Source organism: Saccharopolyspora sp. NPDC045839 (assembly GCF_056431645.1).
In genome coordinates this window covers 1-20599 of the sequence record NZ_JBWKKH010000027.1, presented here as the reverse complement: position 1 = coordinate 20599, position 20599 = coordinate 1, and the positions used below count along the sequence as shown (strand labels likewise).

Below are 20599 nucleotides of genomic sequence, written 5' to 3'. Positions count from 1 at the left end.
AAGTGTGAGGGCAAGCGATCCGCCGGTGACGTGGCGCACACCGGATGCCGGGGATAATGGCCGCATGCGGATCGGTGAGCTGGCGGAGCGGACCGGGGTGTCGGTGCGGCTGTTGCGGTACTACGAGGAGCAGGACCTCATCCGGCCGGCCCGGGACGAGCTCGGGCATCGCGCCTACGGCGAGGGTTCGGTGGACCGGGTGCTGAAGATCCGCGGCCTGCTCGAATCCGGGATCCCGACCCGGATCATCCGCGACATCCTGCCCTGCCTGGACAAGCCCGGCGCCATCCACATGCGCATCGTCGCCCCGGAGATGTTCGCGAACCTGGAGCGGGAGCGGGCGAACGTCCAGCGGCGGATCGAGTCGCTGACCGCGAACCGCGACGCGATCGACGACTACCTGGCCCAGGCCCGGACGCGGGTCCGTCCCGAATAGTCCACTGTGGAAGTCAGGCGCCCCGCTGCGCGCTGATCCACAGCACGGGTCCGGTGCGGTGGGTGTGCACGACGTCCATCCCGGCGGCCCGCAGCGATTCCGCGACCTGTGCGGCGTCGAAGAACTTCAGGCCGGACCGGCCGCCGGTCAGCTTCGCCGCCTGGTGCAGCAGACCGCCGCGCGGCGTCGGCACCATGACCGCCAGCCAGCCGCCGGGCGCGAGCACCCGCGCCATGCCGCCGAGCACCGCGTGCGGCTCGGGGATCAGCTGCAGCGCCGCGAGGCTGGTGACCAGGTCGAACGTGCCGTCGGGGAACGGCAGCTCGCGCGCGTCGGCGCGGATGAACCCGACGTTGTCGGCGGTTTCGGTGCGGGCGGCCCGCGCGAGCATCGGGCGGGAGACGTCGACGCCGATCGCGAGCCCGGCGGGCCCGACGGCGCGGCCCAGCTGAGAAGTGACGTTGCCCGGCCCGCAGCCGACGTCGAGCACCAGCCCGCCGGACGGCGGGCGCGCCTGGGTGGGCAGCCGGTACCACATCGGCAGCACCCGGCGGGTGGCCGACTGAACGTGGTCGTAGCAGGCGGAACCCGCGCCGGACTCCCAGAACGACTGGATCGGGCCGGACGGTTCGGCCGCCTGCCCGCCGAGCAGGTCCAGGTATCCGCCGTCGAGGTCCGGGTTTTCGGGCGCGGGTGACAACAACGGCAGCACCCGCTCGAACACCGCGGGCGTGGTCTGGTCGGTCATGCGCACCTCTCACTGGTCGGCACGCCCAGCGTAGGGTCGCGGCGGCGCCGGTGGCCAGTGCCCGAACGGCGGAGGTCAGCGGTGTTCGGGATTCTCGAAGTGGGGCCGGCAGCCCGCGTCCCACTCCGTGCGCTGGTTGCCGTAGGCGGGGAATCCGCCGGCCCGGTCGAGCATCGCCGCCACGTGCATGAGGTTGTAGGTCATGAACGTGGTGTTGCGGTTGGTGAAGTCGTTGTCCGGCCCGCCGGAGTCGGGGTCCAAATAGGACGGACCGGGGCCGATCGAGCCGATCCAGCCCGCGTCGGCCTGCGGCGGAATGGTGTAACCGAGGTGCTGGAGGCTGTAGAGGACGTCCATCGCGCAGTGCTTGACGCCGTCCTCGTTGCCGGTGATCAGGCAGCCGCCGGCGCGGCCGTAGTAGGCGTACTGACCGGCGTCGTTGAGCAGCGACGAGCAGCCGTAGAGCCGCTCGATCACGTGCTTCATCACGGAACTGTTGTCGCCGAGCCAGATCGGCCCGGCCAGCACCAGGATGTTGGCGGCCAGCACGCGCTGGTAGAGCTGCGGCCATTCGTCGGTGGCCCAGCCGTGCTCGGTCATGTCCGGCCAGACGCCGACGGCGATGTCGTGGTCGATCGCCCGGATGTTGTCGACCTCGACGCCGTTGCGGCGCATGATGCCCGCGCTGAGCTCCAGCAGGCCTTCGGTGTTGCTGCGGTCCGGCGAGCGCTTGAGCGTGCAGTTGATGAACAGCGCCCGCAGGTCGTCGAAAACTGGTTCGGCCTCGGTCATCGCCCCTCGCCCCCCGGCAACGTCTCCGCGCGGCCAGTGCAGCACCGACCACGGGGCCGGGCAACTCCGGCCGCCGCACGGAATGTTGACGGCGGTAACATCGGGTGGGACGGCGGCGACCCGTGGAAGGGGCAGCGGTGGGGGACAGGCGGCGCGGTGTGCAGGACGCGGACATCCGCCTCGGCGCGGCGATCCGGTCCCGCCGCAAGGAGCTCGGGCGCACCCTGGTCCAGGTCGCCGCGGACACCGGGCTCTCGCACCCGTTCTTGAGCCAGGTCGAGCGCGGGCGGGCGCGGCCGTCGATGCGCTCGCTGTTCCTGATCGCCGAATCGCTGCGCACCACGCAGCAGGCGCTGCTGGCCGAGGCCGCCCCCTCGGCGGGCGGCGTCCGGTTGGAGCGCGGCGCCGGCCAGGTGGTGGACTCGGTGCGGCTGCTCGACCACTTCGAGCAGGGCGCCGACGTGACCGAGATGGTGGTCAGCACCGAGGAGTTCGAGGAGTACTTCAGCCACGCCCGCCGCGAATTCGTCTACGTGGTCTCGGGCTCGCTGGAGGTGGAACTCCTGGAGGAGCCGGAGAAGCCGACCCTGCACGCGCTCGGCCCGCGCGACAGCATCGCCTACCCCGGCCACACCGGGCACCGCCACCGCCGCACCGGTCCGGAACCGGCCCTGGTGCTGATCGTCCACTCCGGACCGGCCTAGCCCCTCACGCGGTGAGGTGGAAGCCGCGGTAGCCACCATCGGCGATCTCCCGGCAGTGCTCCCGGTAGGTGCCGACGCCGCCGATGTAGGGCATGAAGACCCTCGGCTTGCCCGGCACGTTCGCCCCCATGTACCAGGACGCCGCGCGCGGGTAGAGGGTTTCGGCTGCGACCGCGTTCACGTGCTCGCCCCAGGTCCGCTCGGCGTCGGTGGCGGCCTCGCTGCGCGTGAACCCGTTGTCGCGCAGGTGTTCCAGGTGTTCGCCGATCCACTCCACGTGCTGCTCGATGGACACGATCATGTTGCTGAGCACGGAAGGGCTGCCGGGCCCGGTGATGGTGAACAGGTTCGGGAAGCCCGCGCTGGCCAGCCCCAGGTACGTCCGCGGCCCTTCGGCCCACTTCTCCCGCAGGCGCAGGCCGCCGGCGCCCCGGATGTCGATGCGGTTCAGCGGCCCGGTCATCGCGTCGTAACCGGTGGCGAACACGATGACGTCGAACTCGAAGTCCCGGTCGCCGACCCGCAGGCCACGGGGCGTGATCGCCGAGATCGGCGTGCGCCGGATGTCGACCAGGGACACGTTGTCGCGGTTGTAGGTGGCGTAGTAGTCCGTGTCGACGCAGATCCGCTTGGTGCCGATGGGATGGTCGTGCGGGCAGAGCAGCTCGGCGGTCGCGGGATCGTCGACGATCTCCCGGATCCTGTCCCGCACGTAGTCCGCCGAGAGCTCGTTGGCCGCGGGGTCGCGCAGGGTGTCGGGATACGTCGCGGTGAACGTGGTTCCGCCGATGCCCCAGCGCCGGTCGAGTTCGGCCTTGAACTCGGCGGCGGGCACCTCGGTGGCGTTGCGCTGCAACCGCTCGGCGAGGATCCCGGTCTGCGTCATCCGCGCCTCGGCGCGCAGCCGCGCGTAGTCGGCCTTCACGCGGCGCTGTTCGTCCGGGCTCAACGGGTGGTTCTGGGCCGGGATGCTGAACTGCGCGGTCCGCTGGAACACGGTGACCTGCGCGGCCTGCGCGGCGATGACCGGGATCGCCTGGATCGCCGACGAGCCGGTGCCGATCACCCCGACCCGCTTCCCGGTGAAGTCCACTTCCTCGTGCGGCCAGCGGCCGGTGTGGTACGACTCGCCGCGGAACGTGCCGATGCCGGGGAAGTCGGGGGTCTGGGTGGCGGACAGGCAGCCGACCGCGGTGATCAGGAACCGCGCGGTGATCTCGGCGTCGTCGGTTCGCACGGTCCACCGGCCGGTCTGCTCGTCGAAGGCGGCGGCCCGGACGTTGGTCTCGAAGGAGATGTCGCGCCGCAGGTCGAAGCGGTCGGCCACGTGCCGGGCGTAGCGCAGGATCTCCGGCTGCGACGGGTATCGCTCGGTCCACTGCCATTCCTGCTGCAGCTCCTCGGAGAAGGAGTAGCAGTAGTAGAGGCTTTCGATGTCGCAGCGGGCGCCGGGGTACCGGTTCCAGTACCAGGTTCCGCCGACGTCCGTGCCGCGCTCGTAGACGTGCGCGCGGAATCCCTTGTCGCGCAACGTCTTGAGCATGTACATGCCGGCGAAACCGGCACCGATGATGATCGCGTCGTACCGCGGGTCGTGCTCGTTCATCCGGCTGCACACTCCCTCTTCGCGGGGCCGGCTGGGCGGGTGGCCGCTCGGCAACTGATCGATCGCTCAGTCGAGCTTGCAACGCCGAACCCGGCGAAGGCAAGGCCGAATTCGGCCGGTTGCGCCGTCCGGGATTCGTCAGATTGGCGTACGTGGGATGTCAATCCGGCCGCGACGCCGGGGTGTGGCGAGCCCCGAGGTGTCTAATGGGGGCATGAGGCATCCGCATTCGCAGGTCTTGCCAGGGGGTTTCGGATATCCGCTCGGGTTCGCCAGCGGGTTCGTCGTGACCGCGGCGTGCATCCCCGTCGGGGATGCGGCGCGTCCCGCGGCCGCGGCGATCGGGTTGGCGATCCTGGTCGCGGTCGTATCGGCGGTCACCACCGTGCCGGCCGCCGCCGCGACAACGGCTGTGTGCTGGGGTTTCTACGACACGTTCGCCATCGGCGTGCGCGGCGACCTGACCTTCGACCAGGCGGCCGCGGTCGGGTTCGGCGTGCTCGTCTGCGCCTGCGCGGTCGGGCTGGTCGCGGGCGCGGTCTCCCGGGCGAGGCGTCGCCACGCGACGCCGGCGGACGCGCCGTTCGTGCCGGCGCCGCGCCAAGGTTCGTCGCCGCTGTGGGAGAAGCTCAGCCACTAGCTCACTTCCGGGCCTTCGGGGCGTTCTCGGCGGTCTTAGCCGGGTTGCGCTCCGCGACCGGGGCGAGGATCTCCTCCATTCGCCGCAGCAGCCCGGCTTCGAGCCGGACGCCGGACGCCGCGACGTTCTCGGCGATCTGCTCGGGCCGGGAGGCGCCGATGATGGCCGCCGAGACGTTCGGGTTCTGCAGCACCCAGGCCACCGCCAGCTGCGCCGGCGACAGGCCCGCCTCGGCGGCCAGCGGCTCGAGCTGCTGCACGCGCTCCAGCACGTCGTCCCGGAGGAAGCGGGCGACGAAGGTCGCGCCGCCATTGGAGTCGGTGGCGCGGGAACCCGCCGGCGGCGCGGACCCGGGCAGGTACTTGCCGGTGAGCACGCCCTGCGCGATGGGCGACCAGACGATCTGGCCGATGCCCAGCTCCGCCGAGGCCGGCACCACCTCGTCCTCGATCACCCGCCACAGCGCCGAGTACTGCGGCTGGTTGGACACCAGCGGCACGTGCAGCTCGCGGGCCAGCGCGTGACCGGCGCGGATCTGCTCGGCGGTCCACTCCGACACGCCGATGTAGTGCGCCTTGCCGGCCCGGACCACGTCGGCGAGGGCCTCGATGGTCTCCTCCAGCGGGGTTTCCGGGTCGTAGCGGTGGGCCTGGTAGAGGTCGACGTGGTCGGTCTGCAGGCGGCGCAGCGAGGCGTCGATGGACTCCATGATGTGCTTGCGGCTGAGCCCCCGGTCGTTGCGGCCCGGCCCGGTGGGGAAGTAGACCTTGGTGAAGATCTCCAGCCCCTCGCGCCGCTCGCCCCGCAGCGCGCGGCCCAGGACGGCCTCGGCGCGGCCCTCGGCGTAGACGTCGGCGGTGTCGAAGGTGGTGATGCCGGCGTCCAGCGCGGCGCGGATGCACGCGGTCGCGGCGTCCTCGGCGACCTGGGCCCCGTGGGTGATCCAGTTGCCGTAGGCGATCTCGCTGATGACCAGGCCGCTGCGGCCGAGATGGCGGAACTCCATGGCACCCCTCCGGAGGCGGACGACGGACTCGAACCTACCGGCCCGCCCCGGCGCCGCGCGGTGAAATTTTCCTTGCGCAACCGGCGAGTAACGAGCAATGTGTCCGACGCACGTTCTGGACGGGGCAGCGCCCCGGACGAGGTGCGGCCTGGCGGGACAACGGAGTCTTGCCAGGCGTCGGGGATTCGGAGCGGGCGCCGCGGGCGGCCGGTCCGGCGGGATCGAAGGGTTCGAATTGCGCCACCACCGGCAGCGGAGATCAGTTCGAAACGACCGGACGACGATCGGCTGGGACCGAGGCGGAACGACGCGCCTGCTGCTGCGGGCCGCGTGGCTGGAGCTGTACGCGATGCTGCTGCGCTGATGCCGGGGTGCGGAGGCGTCGCCGCCCCCGCACCGTCAGGCGTCCTTGGTGACCACGCGCGCGATGGCCGCCGACAGGCCGATGAGCAGGTAGCAACCCGCTCGGAGCAGGCCGGTGACCAGCGTGTCGCCGCTGATCGGGTCGCGCAGCACGTCCATCACCGCCGACCAGTCGGTGGTGATCAGCAGCGGTTGCAGCCAGTCCAGGGCCGGGATCGTGCCGAGCACCCCGAACACGATCAGGCCGCCCATGGTGGCGGCCATGACCACCAGCGGGTGCTCGGTGAGCGACGAGATCGCCAGCGCGACCGCCCCGACCGCGGCCATCTGCACCGCGGACCACCCGGCGGCCAACGCCACCCGGCCCAGCGCCGAGCCGATCGGCAACGTGGTCCCGGACAGGGTGACCATGCCGTCGCCGCCGACGATGACCAGCCCGGTGAGGACGCCGCTGACGGCGATGACGGCCACCGCGAGCACCGCCATCACCAGCACGCCGGCGGCCTTGACGCCGACCAGCCGCACCCGCCCCACGGGCGCGAGCAGCAGGCCGCGCAGCGTTCCGTGCGCCGACTCGCCGGCCAGCGCGTCGGCCGCGACCATCGCCACGACCAGCGGGAGCAGCAGCGTCTGCGCGAGCACCAGGGCCGCGACCGGCAGCACCAGCCCGTTTCCGGCCACTGCCGCGAGCAGGGAACCGCCGCCGCGGCCGCCCGGCCCGCCGGTGACGGCGATCGCGGTGCCGAGGAGCACCGGGAGGCCCGCCAGCAGGACGAGCGCGAGCAGGTTGCGCGGCCTGCGCAGCACCCACCGCAGCTCGGCCAGCAGGACGCGCCCCAACGGCGCGGACGTCCGCCCCGCCGTCGCGGTTGCGTCGATCGCTGTCACAGCTCCTCCTCGGTCAGCCGGGCGAAAAGGTCCTCCAGGCCGGTCCGGGCCAGCCGCGCTTCGTGCACCGGAACACCGGCGTGGACGAGCATCGCGACGACCTCCGCGGAGTCCACATCGGACAGATCGGCGCGGACCGCCCCGGCGTCCTCCCGCGCCTGCACGCCCTTGCCGGTCAGCGTCGCCACCGCGCCGGAAGCATCCGATGTGGACACCACGAGGTGCGGCGCCCCGGCCTCCAGCATGGCGGCGAGTTCGCCCTGCGCGACCAGCGAACCGCGGTGCAGCACCGCGACGTGCGTGCAGGTCGCCTCGATCTCGGCGAGCAGGTGCGAGGACACCAGCACCGTCGTGCCCGCCGCGTGCAGTTCCGCGATGATCCGGCGAATCTCGCGGGTGCCCGCCGGGTCCAGGCCGTTGGTCGGCTCGTCGAGCACCACCAGCTCGCGCGGCACCAGCAACGCCGCCGCCAGGCCCAGCCGCTGCTTCATGCCCAGCGAGTAGCCCCGGTACCGGCGTCCGGCGGCCGCGCCCAAGCCGACGCGCTCCAGAGCCTGCTCGACCACTCCGCGGATCTCCGGGCCGCGCAGCGCCGGTTCCATCGCCGCGCAGCGCAGCAGGTTCTCCCGGCCGGACAGGAACGGGTGGAAGCCCGGGCCTTCGACCAGCGCGCCGACCCGTGGCAGCACCCGGCCGCTGTGCTCCGGCAACCGGTGGCCCAGCAGCTCGACCGTGCCGGAGGTGGGGGCGGTGAGCCCCAGCAGCATCCGGATCGTGGTGGTCTTGCCCGAGCCGTTGGGGCCGAGCACGCCGACCACCCCGCCGCGCGGGACCGCGAGGTCGACGCCCGCGACCGCCACGGTGCGGCCGTAGGTCTTGCGCAGGCCGGCGGTGCGCGCCGCGAGATCGCCCGCGGTGGGGGCGGACGTCGCCGCCCCCACCGCTTCGACTGCGTTCGCCATCACGCCCCGCCGAGTGCGGCGGTGAGCACCTGCTCCGGCACCGCACCGGCCGCGACGCGGCCGTCGGAGGTGAGCAGGGCGTTGCCCGCCGCCGTGCCGATGATCCAGCCGTTGCCCCACGGCCCGCTGACCGGCTTGCCGACCTGCTCGGCGACCTGGCGCGGGTCCTGGCCGCCCTGCTGCTTCTCCTGCTGCTGCGGCAGCTGGGCCACCACGACCAGGTCCCAGCCGTCGCCGACGACCTTGTGGTCGCCCTGCGGGTGCTCCGGGCGTTGCTGCGGCGTGTGTTCGGTCTTGCCGTCCGTCACCTCCGCGCCCGCGGGCGGGGTGAACCGGAACAGGGCCGGGTCCGGGGCGCTGAGGTCGATGTCGCTGAAGCCGATCTGGAACGCCGGGTCGTTCGAACCGTTGGTGAGCACCGAGAGCTCCAGCGGGATGCGCTTCTCCGCGTCCACCGCGACCCGCACCTCGCGCAGCAGGGTGCGCTCGGTCGGCTTCGGCGTGAGCACCAGCTCGTAGGCGTCGCGGCCGGCGACGCTGGCCGTGCCGTCCACCTTCACGTCGCTGGTCTGCCGGAGCTTGTCGATGATCTGGCGGGCCGCCGCGCCGGGATCGGCCGGGCCCTGGTGCTCGGCGGATTCCGGCGCGTGTCCCGTCGAGCGGACCACCTTCTGCTCGGCCGAATCCCACTTCCACACCGTCGAGCCGTCGTCGACGACGGTCATCTCTCCGTCGTGCGAGGGCACCGAGACGCGGTGGCGGCCCTGGCCGTCGGCCCACACCTGGAACTCGCTGGTGCCGTCGGAAAGGAGCTCGGAGGCCTGGCCCGCGCCCGGGATCGCGGGCAGGCCGAGCGCGTTGTCCACCTCGACGGTGCCGGTCAGCGCCGGCGGGTTCGCCCGCATCACCGACTCCACCAGCTGCTCCGGCGCCACTGGGGGTAACGCCGGGGCGGCGCCGGCGCCGGCGGGCAGCGCGAGCGCGGTCAGGCCGAGCACGCCCACCGCGGCACCGGCGGTCGCCGCATAAGCCACGTTCTTCCGTTTCATGGGACTCCTCCTGTCGGGTCTTGGGGCAAGCGTGGCTGAAGGTCGCTGAGATAACGCTGAGAGCGGCCCGCAGGCTGAGAACCGGCTCAGCAGGGTGGTGGTTCGCGGGCCGAGCTGAGATAGTTCATGCATTGATCAGTTTGCGACGGAGGATGCGATGGCCGCGGACGAGCTGGATTTCTGGTCCTTCGTCGAGCTGGCGAACCACCGGCTGGCCACCGAGTACGGGTTCCGGCACCAGCTGGCCACCGAGGTGCTGCTGACGCTCAACCGGGCGTCCAACATCGTCACCTACGACCTGGAAGCGGCGGTGCACCGGCCGCGCGGCCGGTCCTGGTCGGGCTTCCGGCTGCTGTTCGTCACCTGGCTGGCCGGGCCGCTGGAGGCCAAGAAGGCCGCCGAGCTGACCGGGATGAGCCGGGCCGCGGTGTCGAACCTGACGAAGACGCTGGTCGCGGACGGGCTGCTGGACCGGGCGCCGGGCGAGCGCGACGGCCGCTCCGTGCTGCTGTCGCTGACCGAGGACGGGCAGCGGGAGATGGTCGAGGTGTTCCGGGCGCAGAACGAGCGGGAACACGAGTGGGCGAGCGTGCTCACCGAGGCCGAGCAGCGCGTCCTGATCATGCTGCTGGACAAGCTCATCACCAACCGCGACCAGTTCGACATCCGCGGCCGGAACTGACCCCTTCGGCTGTTGCGCCGCGCGGCAAGTAGTAAATACATTGATTAAATGTGCCGGGGCCGAAGGGTTCCTGGCCGTGGCAAGGAGGCGAGGGCGATGGCGTACTACCGGCAGGTCGGTGACGTGCCGCCGAAGCGGCACACCCAGCACCGCAGGCCCGACGGCGGCCTGTACTACGAGGAGCTGATGGGGGAGGAGGGCTTCTCGAGCGACTCGTCGCTGCTCTACCACCGCAACCTCCCGTCCGCGCTGGTCGATTCGACGGTGTGGGAACTGCCCGACCTGGGCACCGAGCCGAACCACCCGCTGCGACCGCGGCACCTGAAGCTGCACGAGCTCTTCGGTGGCCAGGAGTGGAAGCGACACGACGTGGTGACCGGCCGCCGGCTGGTCCTGGGCAACGCCGACGTGCGCATCTCCTACGTCGTCGCGGGAGAGACGTCTCCGCTGTACCGCAACGGGATCGGCGACGAGTGCGTGTACATCGAGTCCGGCGAGGGCGTCGTCGAGACGGTGTTCGGCGCGCTGCCGTTCCGGCCGGGCGACTACGTGATCCTGCCGCGGGCGACCACGCATCGCTGGCTGCCGCAGGGTGACGAGCCGGTGCGCGCGTACTGCATCGAGGCCAACTCGCACATCACGCCGCCGCGCCGGTACCTGTCGAAGTTCGGCCAGCTGCTGGAGCACTCGCCGTACTGCGAACGCGACCTGCACGGCCCCACCGAGCCGGTCCTGGCCGACGGCACCGACGTCGAGGTGCTGGTCAAGCACCGCGGCAGCACCGGGATCGTCGGCACCCGGTTCGTCTACCCGGAGCACCCGTTCGACGTGGTCGGCTGGGACGGTTGCCTGTACCCGTACACCTTCAACGTGTCCGACTTCGAGCCGATCACCGGCCGCGTGCACCAGCCGCCGCCGGTGCACCAGGTCTTCGAGGGCGACAACTTCGTGGTGTGCAACTTCGTGCCGCGCAAGGTGGACTACCACCCGCTGTCCATCCCGGTGCCGTACTACCACTCCAATGTGGACTCCGACGAGGTGATGTTCTACTGCGGCGGGGACTACGAGGCGCGCAAGGGCTCCGGGATCGGGCAGGGCTCGATCTCCCTGCACCCGGGCGGGCACTCGCACGGCCCGCAGCCGGGGGCCTACGAGCGCAGCATCGGTGTGGAGTACTTCGACGAGCTCGCGGTCATGGTCGACACGTTCCGCCCGCTGGAGCTCGGCGAGGGCGGCCGCGCGGCCGAAGATCCCGGCTACGCCTGGACCTGGGCGGGACGGGGGCCGAAGCAGTGACCATCCCGGATTTCGCGAAATCGCTGTGCGATGACGCCGCGGTGTTCCCGCCCGGACTGGCGCCGCTGCCCGACGCCGTCGCCGCGCACACCCGGCACACCGGCGCGCCGTACGCCGAGCTCGTCGGGCCGCTGGTGCTCGCCGCACCGGCGCTGGCGGAGCTCGCCGGCCTGCTCGAATCCGGCGACCGGCTCGACCTCTCGGTCACCGCGCCGGAGGGGCCGGGGCAGCTCCGGGCCGTGTTCGCCGCCGCCGGATCGCTGCCGGTCCGGTTGCGCGCCCTGGAAGTCGCTGTGCCCGCCGGGCAGGCTCCGGCGGAGTTCTTCGCCGAGCTCGACCGGGCCTGCGCGGCGGCCGAGGACGTGGCCGTCTTCGTCGAGGTGCCCCGCGACCAGCGGCGCCCCGAGGTCATCGCCGCCTGCGCCGCCACCCGGTACCAGGCCAAGTTCCGCACCGGCGGGGTGAAGGCCGAGCTGTACCCGGACGAGGCGGAACTGGCCGCCGCGATCCGGGCGGTCGTCGACGCGGGGGTGCCGTTCAAGGCCACCGCCGGGTTGCACCACGCGATCCGCAACACCGATCCCGGAACCGGTTTCGAGCAGCACGGCTACCTGAACCTGCTGCTGGCGACCGACGCGGCGGTGGACTTCGCCGACGAGTCCGAGATCGCCGAGATCCTCGCCGAACGCGATGCGCGCAAGGTCGCCGAGCGCGTCGCGAACCTGGACGACGCGCGGGTCGCTGCCGCCCGCGAGCGGTTCCTGTCCTTCGGCACGTGCAGCATCATCGAGCCCTTGACCGAGCTGGTGGACCTGGGCCTGGTGCCCGCGGCGGTGCTCAGCGCAGAAGGAGTCGCCTCGTGACCGTGATCGACATTCCCGCCGGTTCGCCGTTCGGGCTCGACAACCTGCCCTACGGCGTGTTCTCCACCCCCGGCACCGAGCCGCGGGTCGGCGTCCGCGTCGGGGAGTCCGTTGTGGACCTCGCGGTCGCACTGGGTGACGAGGTCTTCGCGCGGCCAAGCCTGAACGCGTTCATGGCGCAGGGCCACGAGCGCTGGGTGCAGGTGCGGCGGCAGATCACCGAGCTGGTGTCGGGGGACGTGCCGGATGCGGCCGTGCACCCGGTCGCCGACGTCACCACGCACCTGCCGATCGAGGTCGCCGACTACGTCGACTTCTACGCCTCGGAGCACCACGCATCCAACCTCGGCCGGCTGTTCCGTCCGAACGCCGAACCGCTGATGCCGAACTGGAAGCACCTGCCGGTCGGCTACCACGGGCGTAGTGGAACGGTCGTGGTGTCGGGCACCGACATCGTCCGCCCCAGCGGCCAGCGCAAGGCGCCGGACGAGGACGCCCCGACGTTCGGGCCCTGCCGCCGCCTGGACATCGAGGCGGAGCTCGGCTTCATCGTCGGCACCGGCTCCGACCTGGGCAGCACCGTGGCCGCCGCGGACTTCGCCACCCGCGTGTTCGGCGTCGTGCTGGTCAACGACTGGTCGGCCCGCGACATCCAGGCGTGGGAGTACGTGCCGCTGGGCCCGTTCCTCGGCAAGAGCTTCGCCACCTCGATCTCGGCGTGGGTGGTTCCGCTGCTCGCGCTGGAGGCCGCGCGCGTCCCGGTCCCGGACCAGGAGCCGAAACCCCTGCCGTACCTGCGGGAAACCGAGCCGTGGGGCCTGGACATCGACCTCGCGGTGTCCTGGAACGGGCACGAGGTCTCCCGCCCGCCGTACCGGGAGATGTACTGGTCCCCGGCCCAGATGCTGGCGCACCTGACGGTCAACGGGGCGACCAGCCGCACCGGCGACCTGTACGCGTCCGGCACGATCTCGGGCCCGGAGAAGGACCAGCGCGGCGCGTTCATCGAACTCACCTGGGGCGGCAAGGAACCCGTCAAGGTCGGCGCGGAGGAACGCACGTTCCTCCAGGACGGGGACGAGGTCACCATCACGGCGACGGCCCCGGGCGCGAACGGCTCCCGGATCGGCTTCGGCGAGGTGGCGGGCCGGATCCTGCCCGCGAGCGGGTGATCCCGAATATACGTTGTACGGGTATCCGGGGTGTCCTAGGCTCCGCTGGTGGCCTTCATCAAACCCGAGCCGGGCGCTTTCGGCTCTGTTGAGCCGAAAGCGCCCGTTCCATCTCAGTAGGTCAGGCCGTAGCCGTAGGGGAACAGGGGATTCTGGCCGTCCCCGTCGTTGATCGGCTGCTGGTCCGCGCCGGCCATCCAGGTCATCGGCAGGGTTCCGGTCGGGTCGTGGTCACCGAAGAGGACATCGGCCACGCCGGCGCCTTCGGTGCCGGGCAGCCAGGCCGCCAGGAGCGCGTCCCAGTCCGGCAGGTCCGCCGCGACGTCCAGCGGGCGGCCCGACACGGTCACCACGATCACCGGCACCCCGGACTCCTGGAGCCGGGCCAGCGTCGCCCGGTCCGCCTCGTCCAGGCCCATGCCCTCCGGGCGGTCGCCTTCGCCTTCGGCGTAGGGGGTTTCGCCGACCACCGCGATCGCCGCCCGGTAGCTGCCGTCGATGCCGTTGCCGTCGCGGTTGTAGGTCACCTCGGTGCCGGGGGAGACGGCCTGCCGGATTCCCTGCAGGATCGTGGTCCCCGGCGTGATCGGGCCGCTGCCGCCCTGCCAGCTGATCGTCCAGCCGCCGCTCTGGTTGCCGATGTCGTCGGCGTTCTTGCCCGCGACGAAGATCTTGCCGCCGTCCTTGGCCAGCGGCAGCACGTTCCCGTCGTTCTTCAGCAGCACCTGCGATTCGCGGACCGCCTCGCGGGCGAGTTCCCGGTGCTCCGCGCTGCCGACGGTCCCGGTGAGGCTGCGATCGGTGAACGGCCGCTCGAACAGGCCGAGCTCGAACTTCTTGGTCAGGATGCGGCGGTTGGCGTCGTCGATGCGCTCCATCGGCACCCGGCCGCCCTCGACCTCGGCGCGCAGCAGGTCCATGAACTTCTGGTACTCGTGCGGCACCATGATCATGTCCAGCCCGGCGTTGACCGAATCGCGCACCTCGTCGGCGGTGAAGCCCTCCTGCCCGTCGATCTTGTCGATGGCCTGCCAGTCCGACACGACGAAACCGGTGAAGCCCAGCTCGCCTTTGAGCACGTCGTTGATCAGGTAGTCGCCGGTGTGCATCTTGACGCCGTTCCAGCTGCTGTAGGAGATCATCACCGAGCCGGCGCCGCGCTCGATCGCGGCCTGGAACGGCGGCAGGTGCACCGCACGCAGCTCGGCCTCGTCGATCTCGGTGTCGCCCTGGTCGTCGCCGCCGGTCGTGCCGCCGTCGCCGACGTAGTGCTTCGCCGTGGCCAGCACGGACGCCGGACCGTCCAGAGCGGACCCCTGCAGGCCGGTCACGGCGGAGGCCATCGCCGCGGGCCGCTCCGGCGTCTCGCCGAACGACTCGTAGGTGCGTCCCCAGCGGTCGTTGCGCGCCACGCACAGGCACGGCGCGAAGTCCCAGTCGATGCCGGTGCCGGCGACCTCCTCGGCGGTCGCCCGGCCGATGCGCTCGACCAGCTCCGGGTCATTGGTGGCGCCGAGCCCGATGTTGTGCGGGAAGATCGTCGCGCCGTGCACGTTGTTGTGCCCGTGCACCGCGTCGACGCCGTAGATGATCGGAATGCCCAGCGGGGTGGCGATGGCCGCCCGCTGGTAGGCGTCGTACATGTCCGCCCAGGCTTCCGCGGTGTTCGGCGTCGGCGCCGATCCGCCGCCGCTGAGGATCGAGCCGATCCCGGCGGCCGCCGCGGTGCCCGGGTCGGCGGCCAGCCGCTCGGCCTGCGTCATCTGGCCTATCTTGTCCTGCAACGACATTCGCGCCATCAGGTCGTCCACCCGGTCGGCGACCGGACGGGTCGCGTCGCGGTAGGCCGGCGGTGCCGCGGCCACGGCGGGGGTGACCGCGGCGGTGCAGGCCACCGCGGTGAGCGCCAGCGCGAGCCGCGAGCGGGTCGTGCCTAACCAACGGGTCATGCCGTTCTCCTCTGCGTTCGGAGGTCATCCGTGCGGGGTGGAACTGCGAAGCCGGCGGCCTGCGCGGGGCGCGGGGCGCTCTGCCGTTGGGCCGGGAAGGGCCGGCGGAATATGTTGCAGGCGACAACATACCATCGGATGCCGTCCGGGGAAGGCGGGCTACATCGATCAAGTCTCGGTACTGCATCGATCAGGTCAACTTCTCCGCTCGTGGTGTTGTGTCTTAAGTTGTTTGTCGCAACGTTTGGTTCTGCACGATTCCGTTCGGGAGTGGGGAAGGCTTCTCGATGGGGAGAACGCCCGCGGCGCTGATCGCGATGGCCTGCGGCATCGGGCTGTTGCTGGTGGCGTGCGGGAACAACAGGCTGCCGGAGCCGGTGCCCGACGCGGCCGCGCCGGGCACCGGCGGTCCGCGGGTCGGCGTGATCCTCCCGGACACCGCGACCTCGGCGCGCTGGGCGCACTTCGACCAGCCGATGCTGCAGGCGGCGTTGCGCCGGGAAGGCCTCACGCCGATCGTGCAGAACGCGCAGGGCGATGCGCAGAAGTTCGCCCAGATCGCCGACGGCATGCTCAGCCAGCGGGTGCAGGTGCTGATCATCGCCGCGCCCAGCGGCGACGCCGGGGCCACCGTCGAGCAGAAGGCCGAACGGCTCGGCGTGCCGGTGATCGACTACGACCGGCTCAACGTCGGCGGCAGCGCCGACTACTACGTCAGCTTCGACCACGAGGAAGTCGGCGAACTGCAGGCCCGGGCGCTCGCGACGGCGATGCGCGACAAGCCCGGCGGCCAGGTCATCGAGATCGGCGGCGCCACGACCGACCACAACGCGACGCTGGTGCACCACGGCCAGTCCGCGGAACTCGGCCCCCGCTACGCGGCGGGCGAGCTGCGGCTGGCGAGCAGCCGGTTCGTCGACGGCTGGGACAACCAGGCCGGCGGCCGCGTCTTCGAACAGCTGCTGACCGCCAACGGCGGGCGGGTGGACGGCGTCCTCGCGGCCAACGACGGGCTGGCCTCGGCGGTGATCACCGTGCTGCAGAAGTACGGCCTGGCGGGCGCGGTCCCGGTCACCGGGCAGGACATGACCGTCGACGGCCTGCGCGCGATCCTGCAGGGCTACCAGTCGTCCACGGTGTTCAAACCGATCCGCGACGAGGCGTCGGTGACGGCGGAGCTGGCGGCCGCGCTCGCCCGCGGCGACACCGCGGCCGCCGACGCGCTGGCCCACCAGCGAACGCCCGATCCGGTCGGTGGGCGCGAGGTGAAGTCGGTCCTGCTGCCGCCGCAGCTGATCACGCGCGACAACATCAAATCGGTGCTCGGCCCGGCGGGCGTCCGGGCCGAGGAGATCTGCGGCGGTGAGCTGGCGGAAACATGCCGCCGGCTCGGCATCGCCTGATGGAGGTGACTTCTTCGATGGCTTGCGTGGCGGTGCGGGTGGCGGAACCTCAGACGTCGTCTGGACTGTGGGAGCCCCGACTTACGTATGACCAATACGCGGCATCGGGGACTGGCCTCGCCCAGTAGCCCTGATGGGCGGGCGCAGTCTGAGAACCCGCGGCGGTGCGAGCTGAGTCCCACACCGCATGCGGCTGACGCCGCATCTGAAGGAAACCTCTTGGAAGGAGGGCGAGTGCACGAGCCGATCCTGGCGCTGCGCCGGGTCAACAAGAGCTTCGGCCCGGTCCGCGCGCTGCGGGAGGTGGACTTCACCGTGCGCGCCGGCGAGGTCACCGCGCTGATCGGCGACAACGGCGCCGGGAAGTCCACATTGGTCAAATGCATCGCGGGCATGCACCGCATCGACGACGGCGAGGTGCTCTTCGAGGGCCGCCCGGTGCAGATCCAGCGACCCGGCGACGCCGCCGCGCTGGGCATCGAGGCCGTCTACCAGGACCTCGCGCTGTGCGACGACCTCGACGTCGTGCAGAACATGTTCCTCGGCCGCGAGCGGGGCCCGGCGATGCTGCTCGACGACACCGAGATGGAGCTGGCCGCGAGGCGCACCCTCCGCTCCTTGTCTGTGCGCACCGTCGGTTCCGTGCGCGCGAGGGTCGGTTCGCTCTCCGGCGGTCAGCGGCAGACCGTCGCCATCGCCAAGGCCGTGCTGTGGAACAGCAAGGTGGTGATCCTCGACGAACCCACCGCGGCGCTCGGTGTCGCGCAGACCCGGCAGGTCCTCGACCTCATCCGCCGCCTGGCCGACCAGGGTCTCGGCGTGGTGCTGATCAGCCACAACATGTCCGACGTGTTCGAGGTCGCCGACCGGATCGCCACCCTCTACCTGGGACGCATGGCCGCCGAGCTGCCCGCCCGGGATCTGGCCCACGGCCAGGTCGTCGAGCTGATGACCGCCGGCCGCTCCGGCGACCTGGGCATCGCCCGCCCGACAGCAGTGTGAGGTACCCATGACGAACAGCCCGACCGGCGCGGCCGAACCGGCGCTGCGCATCGCCGACTTCGGCATCGACACGACCTCTCGCGCCACCGGCGAGGCCCTGCGCGACTACGTCGGCAAGATCCGCCGCGGTGATCTCGGCGCGCTGCCCGCACTGGTGATGCTGGCCGTGCTGCTGGTGCTGTTCGCCGCCCTGTCCGAGGACTTCCTGACCCTCAACAACCTGGCCAACCTGCTGCACCAGGGCGCCGGGCAGGCGATCATCGCGATGGGCATCGTCTACGTGCTGCTGATCGGCGAGATCGACCTGTCCGCCGGCACGGCCTCCGGCGTGGCGGCGTCGGTGCTCGCACTGCACTTCCAGCACGACGGGAACCTGCTCGGGGCGATGGGCGGCTCGGTGTTCTACGCCTTCGTGCTGGGCCTCGCGGCCGCGGCGCTGCTGGCGCTGCTGCTGCGGATCTGGCTCGGTGCCGGGCTTTCCGCGCTGGCGCTGGTGCTGGTGGTCGCCGGGGTCGGTGCGAACCCGTGGCTGGAGATGCTGCTGGCGGTGTGCGTCGGCGCGGCGATCGGGTGCGTCACCGGGTTCGCGGTCTCGAAGGTCCGCATCCCGTCGTTCGTCGTGACGCTGGGGCTGTTCATCACCTGGTCCGGCGTGGTGCTCCAGCTGGTCGGCCCGGGCGGCACGATCTCGGTCCGGCAGAGCCCGGTGCTGTTCGCCGTCGCCAACGGCAGCCTCGGCGTGGCGGGTAGCTGGCTGCTGTTCCTGGTGACCGGCGCCGGGTATGCCGCCGTGGTGGCCCACCGGCACCTGACCAAGCTCCGGCACGGGCTCGTCGCGCAGCCGACCGTGCTGGTGGTGGCGAAGGTCGGCGCCGTCCTCGGCTGCGGCGGCGTCGCGACGTACCTGCTGACGCTCAACCGTTCGCCGCACCCGGAGCTGGCGTCGATCCGCGGCGTGCCCTACGTGGTGCCGATCATCCTGGTGCTGCTGATCGCGGGCGCGTACGTGCTGGACCGCACCCGCTTCGGCCGGCACCTGCGCGCCGTCGGCAACAACCGGGACGCCGCGCACCGCGCCGGGGTGAACGTCGCCAAGATCCGGATGAGCGCGTTCATCATCTGCTCCTCGGTCGCGGCGCTGGGCGCCATCGTCTACACCTCGAAGGTCGGCTCGGTCGACGGCAGCGCGGGCAACGGCAACCTGGTGCTGTTCGCGGTCGGCGCGGCCGTCATCGGCGGCACGTCGCTGTTCGGCGGGAAGGGCAGGCTGCAGGACGCGGTCCTCGGGGGCGCGGTGCTCGCGACCGTCCAGAACGGCCTGAACCTGCTGGGCTTCGCCGCCGCGCCGGTGAACATCATCACCGGCCTGGTCCTGGTGGCCGCCGCCGGCGTGGACGCGTTGTCCCGGCGGCGTTCGACGGCGCAGCATGAAGGCTGAGCCGGGGAGCACGGTGCGCAGCGCAAGCGTCCGCTGTGCTACAGCTTGTCCCGGATCGGAAGCCCGAAGCAGGCGGAGGAAGCGGCCGAGTTGACCACGACACCCACCGCGGGAGCGCGACCCGACGAGGTGCGTCAGCACAACCGGGCGGTACTGCTGCGTCGGCTGCACACCGGCGGGCCCTGCACCAGGGCCGCGCTGGCCACCGAGATGGGGCTCAACCGCAGCACCATCAAGGCGCTGGTCGACGAGCTGGTCAAGGACGGGCTCGTGGTGGAGCGGGTGCCCGCCCAGCGCAGCGGCGCGGGCCGGCCGTCGCTGCTGGTGCTGCCGCAGCCGCACGCGGCGGTGACGCTGGCGGTGGACATCCGGGTCGAGCAGGTGGCGATGGCGCTGATCGGGCTCGGCGGCGAGATCCTCAACCGGTGCAGCTGGAGCCTGCGCCCGACCACCCGGAGTCCGCGGGAGGTCTTCACCAAGATCGTCGACAACAGCGCGGTGCTCATCGAGGAGGCCGGCGTCGACGTCGTGGCGGTCGGTGCGTCGGCGCCCGGCGTGGTGCGCCGCGCGGACGGGATGGTGCGCGAGGCGCCGAACCTGCACTGGACCGAAGTGCCGCTCGGCGACTGGCTTTCCCAGGCGCTGGACGGCCGGCGGGTGGAGGTCGGCAACGACGCGGAGCTCAGCGCGCTCGCCGAACACCTCCGAGGGGCGGCGCGCGGCGCGACCGACGCGGTCTTCGTCGGGGCGGATGTCGGCGTAGGCGGCGGGGTGATCTCCGGCGGGATGCCGTTGCGCGGCAGCGGCGGCTACGTCGGCGAGCTCGGGCACATGGTGGTGCGGCCGGACGGGCACGAATGCTATTGCGGCAGCAGGGGATGCTGGGAGACCGAGGTGGGGGAGCGGGCCCTGAGCCGGGCGCTGGGCCTGCCGGAGGACTCGCCGCGCGGCGTGGTCGTCGCCGAGCTGCACGCCTTGGCGCAGCAACCGGACGAGGTGTTGCAGCGGCTCGGCGAGTTCGGCGAGTGGCTGGCCGTCGGACTGTGCAATGTGGTCAACCTGCTGTGCCCGCAGCTGGTGGTGCTCGGGGATCTGTTCGCCTCGCTGCCGCGCACGCTCATCGACCACGTGGGCAAGCTGGTCACCGAGCGCAGCCTGGTCAGCCGCGCGATGGGCGGCACCAAGCTGGTCACGTCCTCGCTCGGCGCGGACGGCAAGCTGCTCGGCGCCGCCGAGCTGGCCTTCGAGCAGGTGCTGGCCAGCCGCTGAGCCGATCGGCGGGAACCGTTGCCCCGGTTGGGAAACGCGCAGATTGCGATGCGGTTACGCCCGGCGGTGCCGACATCTCCCGGTGATAAGTTGCTGCGGACAACATATTGACCGGATCGACCTCGACCCGGCCGGGGACACGTTCGCGTCCTGCGTTCTCGGCGCGCCACGCCGACGCTCCTGCGAAAAGAGGGACCACTTTGTTCACTGGGAGATGGGCCGGCACCCAGGTGCTGGCTCAGGGTCAGCTGCTGGATGCCAACGCGGTGGATTTCGCGTTGTTGGCGTTGTATTTCGTGTTTGTGCTGGGTATCGGGTATCTGGCGCGGCG

General features: G+C 71.6%; 19 protein-coding genes. 11 read left to right on the top strand and 8 right to left on the bottom strand.

Going from position 1 to position 20599, the window contains the following annotated elements:
• The first annotated feature begins 64 nt into the window (after nt 1–64).
• On the top strand, nt 65–436 hold the full coding sequence (locus AC07EQ_RS30570; RefSeq protein WP_478391326.1) for a MerR family transcriptional regulator: 372 nt from the start codon (nt 65–67) through the stop codon (nt 434–436).
• Nucleotides 437–449: 13 nt separating this feature from the next.
• On the opposite strand, the gene AC07EQ_RS30565 is transcribed toward AC07EQ_RS30570, so the two are convergent.
• Together AC07EQ_RS30565 and AC07EQ_RS30560 are read right to left on the bottom strand one after the other, a co-directional pair.
• Nucleotides 450–1184 (bottom strand): class I SAM-dependent methyltransferase, encoded by a 735-nt coding sequence (locus AC07EQ_RS30565; RefSeq protein WP_478391325.1) that lies wholly within the window; start codon nt 1182–1184, stop codon nt 450–452.
• A 75-nt stretch (nt 1185–1259) separates the two neighbouring features.
• Nucleotides 1260–1976 carry a flavodoxin family protein gene (locus tag AC07EQ_RS30560; protein ID WP_478391324.1) on the bottom strand — a complete coding sequence of 239 codons (717 nt, stop codon included), beginning with the start codon at nt 1974–1976 and terminating at the stop codon, nt 1260–1262.
• 137 nt (nt 1977–2113) lie between these two features.
• Between AC07EQ_RS30560 and AC07EQ_RS30555 the strand changes: the two genes are divergently transcribed.
• Nucleotides 2114–2680: a helix-turn-helix domain-containing protein gene (locus tag AC07EQ_RS30555; RefSeq protein WP_132493742.1), complete on the top strand. Its 567-nt coding sequence runs from the start codon at nt 2114–2116 to the stop codon at nt 2678–2680.
• 4 nt (nt 2681–2684) lie between these two features.
• Here AC07EQ_RS30555 and AC07EQ_RS30550 read toward each other — a convergent pair whose 3' ends face one another.
• Nucleotides 2685–4286 carry a flavin-containing monooxygenase gene (locus tag AC07EQ_RS30550; protein ID WP_478391323.1) on the bottom strand — a complete coding sequence of 534 codons (1602 nt, stop codon included), beginning with the start codon at nt 4284–4286 and terminating at the stop codon, nt 2685–2687.
• 214 nt (nt 4287–4500) lie between these two features.
• On the opposite strand from AC07EQ_RS30550, the gene AC07EQ_RS30545 reads away from it, so the two are divergent.
• Complete coding sequence (locus tag AC07EQ_RS30545) at nt 4501–4926, top strand: hypothetical protein (RefSeq protein ID WP_478391322.1); 426 nt, start codon at nt 4501–4503, stop codon at nt 4924–4926.
• 1 nt (nt 4927) lies between these two features.
• Here AC07EQ_RS30545 and AC07EQ_RS30540 read toward each other — a convergent pair whose 3' ends face one another.
• From AC07EQ_RS30540 to AC07EQ_RS30525, 4 genes are all read right to left on the bottom strand, one after another.
• On the bottom strand, nt 4928–5932 hold the full coding sequence (locus AC07EQ_RS30540) for an aldo/keto reductase family protein (protein WP_478391321.1): 1005 nt from the start codon (nt 5930–5932) through the stop codon (nt 4928–4930).
• Between the two features lie 399 nt (nt 5933–6331).
• Nucleotides 6332–7183 (bottom strand): ABC transporter permease, encoded by an 852-nt coding sequence (locus AC07EQ_RS30535; protein ID WP_358564889.1) that lies wholly within the window; start codon nt 7181–7183, stop codon nt 6332–6334.
• The gene (locus tag AC07EQ_RS30530) at nt 7180–8145 is read right to left on the bottom strand and encodes an ABC transporter ATP-binding protein (RefSeq protein ID WP_478391320.1); all 966 of its coding nucleotides are present in this window, start codon (nt 8143–8145) and stop codon (nt 7180–7182) included. The genes AC07EQ_RS30535 and AC07EQ_RS30530 overlap by 4 nt, the downstream gene beginning before the upstream one ends.
• Nucleotides 8145–9194 carry a LolA family protein gene (locus AC07EQ_RS30525; protein ID WP_478391319.1) on the bottom strand — a complete coding sequence of 350 codons (1050 nt, stop codon included), beginning with the start codon at nt 9192–9194 and terminating at the stop codon, nt 8145–8147. Before AC07EQ_RS30525 ends, AC07EQ_RS30530 begins: the two co-directional genes overlap by 1 nt.
• A 157-nt stretch (nt 9195–9351) precedes the next feature.
• Here AC07EQ_RS30525 and AC07EQ_RS30520 point away from each other — a divergent pair, with 157 nt between their 5' ends.
• The 4 genes from AC07EQ_RS30520 (at nt 9352) to fahA (ending at nt 13207) form a co-directional block, all read left to right on the top strand.
• A complete protein-coding gene (locus AC07EQ_RS30520) occupies nt 9352–9876 on the top strand; it encodes a MarR family winged helix-turn-helix transcriptional regulator (protein WP_478391318.1) in 525 nt (174 codons plus the stop codon).
• Between the two features lie 96 nt (nt 9877–9972).
• Nucleotides 9973–11172 (top strand): cupin domain-containing protein, encoded by a 1200-nt coding sequence (locus AC07EQ_RS30515; RefSeq protein ID WP_478391317.1) that lies wholly within the window; start codon nt 9973–9975, stop codon nt 11170–11172.
• On the top strand, nt 11169–12035 hold the full coding sequence (locus AC07EQ_RS30510) for a hypothetical protein (protein WP_478391316.1): 867 nt from the start codon (nt 11169–11171) through the stop codon (nt 12033–12035). Before AC07EQ_RS30515 ends, AC07EQ_RS30510 begins: the two co-directional genes overlap by 4 nt.
• Nucleotides 12032–13207 (top strand): fumarylacetoacetase, encoded by a 1176-nt coding sequence (fahA, locus tag AC07EQ_RS30505; RefSeq protein ID WP_478391315.1) that lies wholly within the window; start codon nt 12032–12034, stop codon nt 13205–13207. The genes AC07EQ_RS30510 and fahA overlap by 4 nt, the downstream gene beginning before the upstream one ends.
• Nucleotides 13208–13320: 113 nt before the next feature.
• Here fahA and AC07EQ_RS30500 read toward each other — a convergent pair whose 3' ends face one another.
• Nucleotides 13321–15156 carry a glycoside hydrolase family 3 protein gene (locus AC07EQ_RS30500; protein WP_478391314.1) on the bottom strand — a complete coding sequence of 612 codons (1836 nt, stop codon included), beginning with the start codon at nt 15154–15156 and terminating at the stop codon, nt 13321–13323.
• 287 nt (nt 15157–15443) lie between these two features.
• Between AC07EQ_RS30500 and AC07EQ_RS30495 the strand changes: the two genes are divergently transcribed.
• The 4 genes from AC07EQ_RS30495 to AC07EQ_RS30480 all read left to right on the top strand — a co-directional run bounded on the left by AC07EQ_RS30495 (nt 15444) and on the right by AC07EQ_RS30480 (nt 20268).
• Nucleotides 15444–16559: a sugar ABC transporter substrate-binding protein gene (locus AC07EQ_RS30495; RefSeq protein ID WP_478391313.1), complete on the top strand. Its 1116-nt coding sequence runs from the start codon at nt 15444–15446 to the stop codon at nt 16557–16559.
• Between the two features lie 234 nt (nt 16560–16793).
• Nucleotides 16794–17561, top strand: a complete 768-nt coding sequence (locus AC07EQ_RS30490; protein ID WP_478391312.1) for an ATP-binding cassette domain-containing protein — start codon at nt 16794–16796, stop codon at nt 17559–17561.
• Nucleotides 17562–17568: 7 nt separating this feature from the next.
• Nucleotides 17569–18999, top strand: coding sequence for a sugar ABC transporter permease (locus AC07EQ_RS30485; protein ID WP_478391311.1), 1431 nt, complete (start codon nt 17569–17571; stop codon nt 18997–18999).
• Between the two features lie 90 nt (nt 19000–19089).
• Entirely contained in the window at nt 19090–20268 is a 1179-nt protein-coding gene (locus AC07EQ_RS30480) for an ROK family protein (protein ID WP_478391310.1), read from the top strand.
• Nucleotides 20269–20599 lie beyond the last annotated feature (331 nt).

Coding starts and splice junctions, on each gene's coding strand:
- AC07EQ_RS30515 (WP_478391317.1), top strand. CDS start 9,973: ATGGCGTACTACCGGCAGGTCGGTGACGTGCCGCCGAAGCGGCACACC.
- AC07EQ_RS30565 (WP_478391325.1), bottom strand. CDS start 1,184: ATGACCGACCAGACCACGCCCGCGGTGTTCGAGCGGGTGCTGCCGTTG.
- AC07EQ_RS30550 (WP_478391323.1), bottom strand. CDS start 4,286: ATGAACGAGCACGACCCGCGGTACGACGCGATCATCATCGGTGCCGGT.
- AC07EQ_RS30570 (WP_478391326.1), top strand. CDS start 65: ATGCGGATCGGTGAGCTGGCGGAGCGGACCGGGGTGTCGGTGCGGCTG.
- AC07EQ_RS30545 (WP_478391322.1), top strand. CDS start 4,501: ATGAGGCATCCGCATTCGCAGGTCTTGCCAGGGGGTTTCGGATATCCG.
- AC07EQ_RS30540 (WP_478391321.1), bottom strand. CDS start 5,932: ATGGAGTTCCGCCATCTCGGCCGCAGCGGCCTGGTCATCAGCGAGATC.
- AC07EQ_RS30525 (WP_478391319.1), bottom strand. CDS start 9,194: ATGAAACGGAAGAACGTGGCTTATGCGGCGACCGCCGGTGCCGCGGTG.
- AC07EQ_RS30495 (WP_478391313.1), top strand. CDS start 15,444: ATGGGGAGAACGCCCGCGGCGCTGATCGCGATGGCCTGCGGCATCGGG.
- AC07EQ_RS30560 (WP_478391324.1), bottom strand. CDS start 1,976: ATGACCGAGGCCGAACCAGTTTTCGACGACCTGCGGGCGCTGTTCATC.
- AC07EQ_RS30485 (WP_478391311.1), top strand. CDS start 17,569: ATGACGAACAGCCCGACCGGCGCGGCCGAACCGGCGCTGCGCATCGCC.
- AC07EQ_RS30500 (WP_478391314.1), bottom strand. CDS start 15,156: ATGACCCGTTGGTTAGGCACGACCCGCTCGCGGCTCGCGCTGGCGCTC.
- AC07EQ_RS30520 (WP_478391318.1), top strand. CDS start 9,352: ATGGCCGCGGACGAGCTGGATTTCTGGTCCTTCGTCGAGCTGGCGAAC.
- AC07EQ_RS30530 (WP_478391320.1), bottom strand. CDS start 8,145: ATGGCGAACGCAGTCGAAGCGGTGGGGGCGGCGACGTCCGCCCCCACC.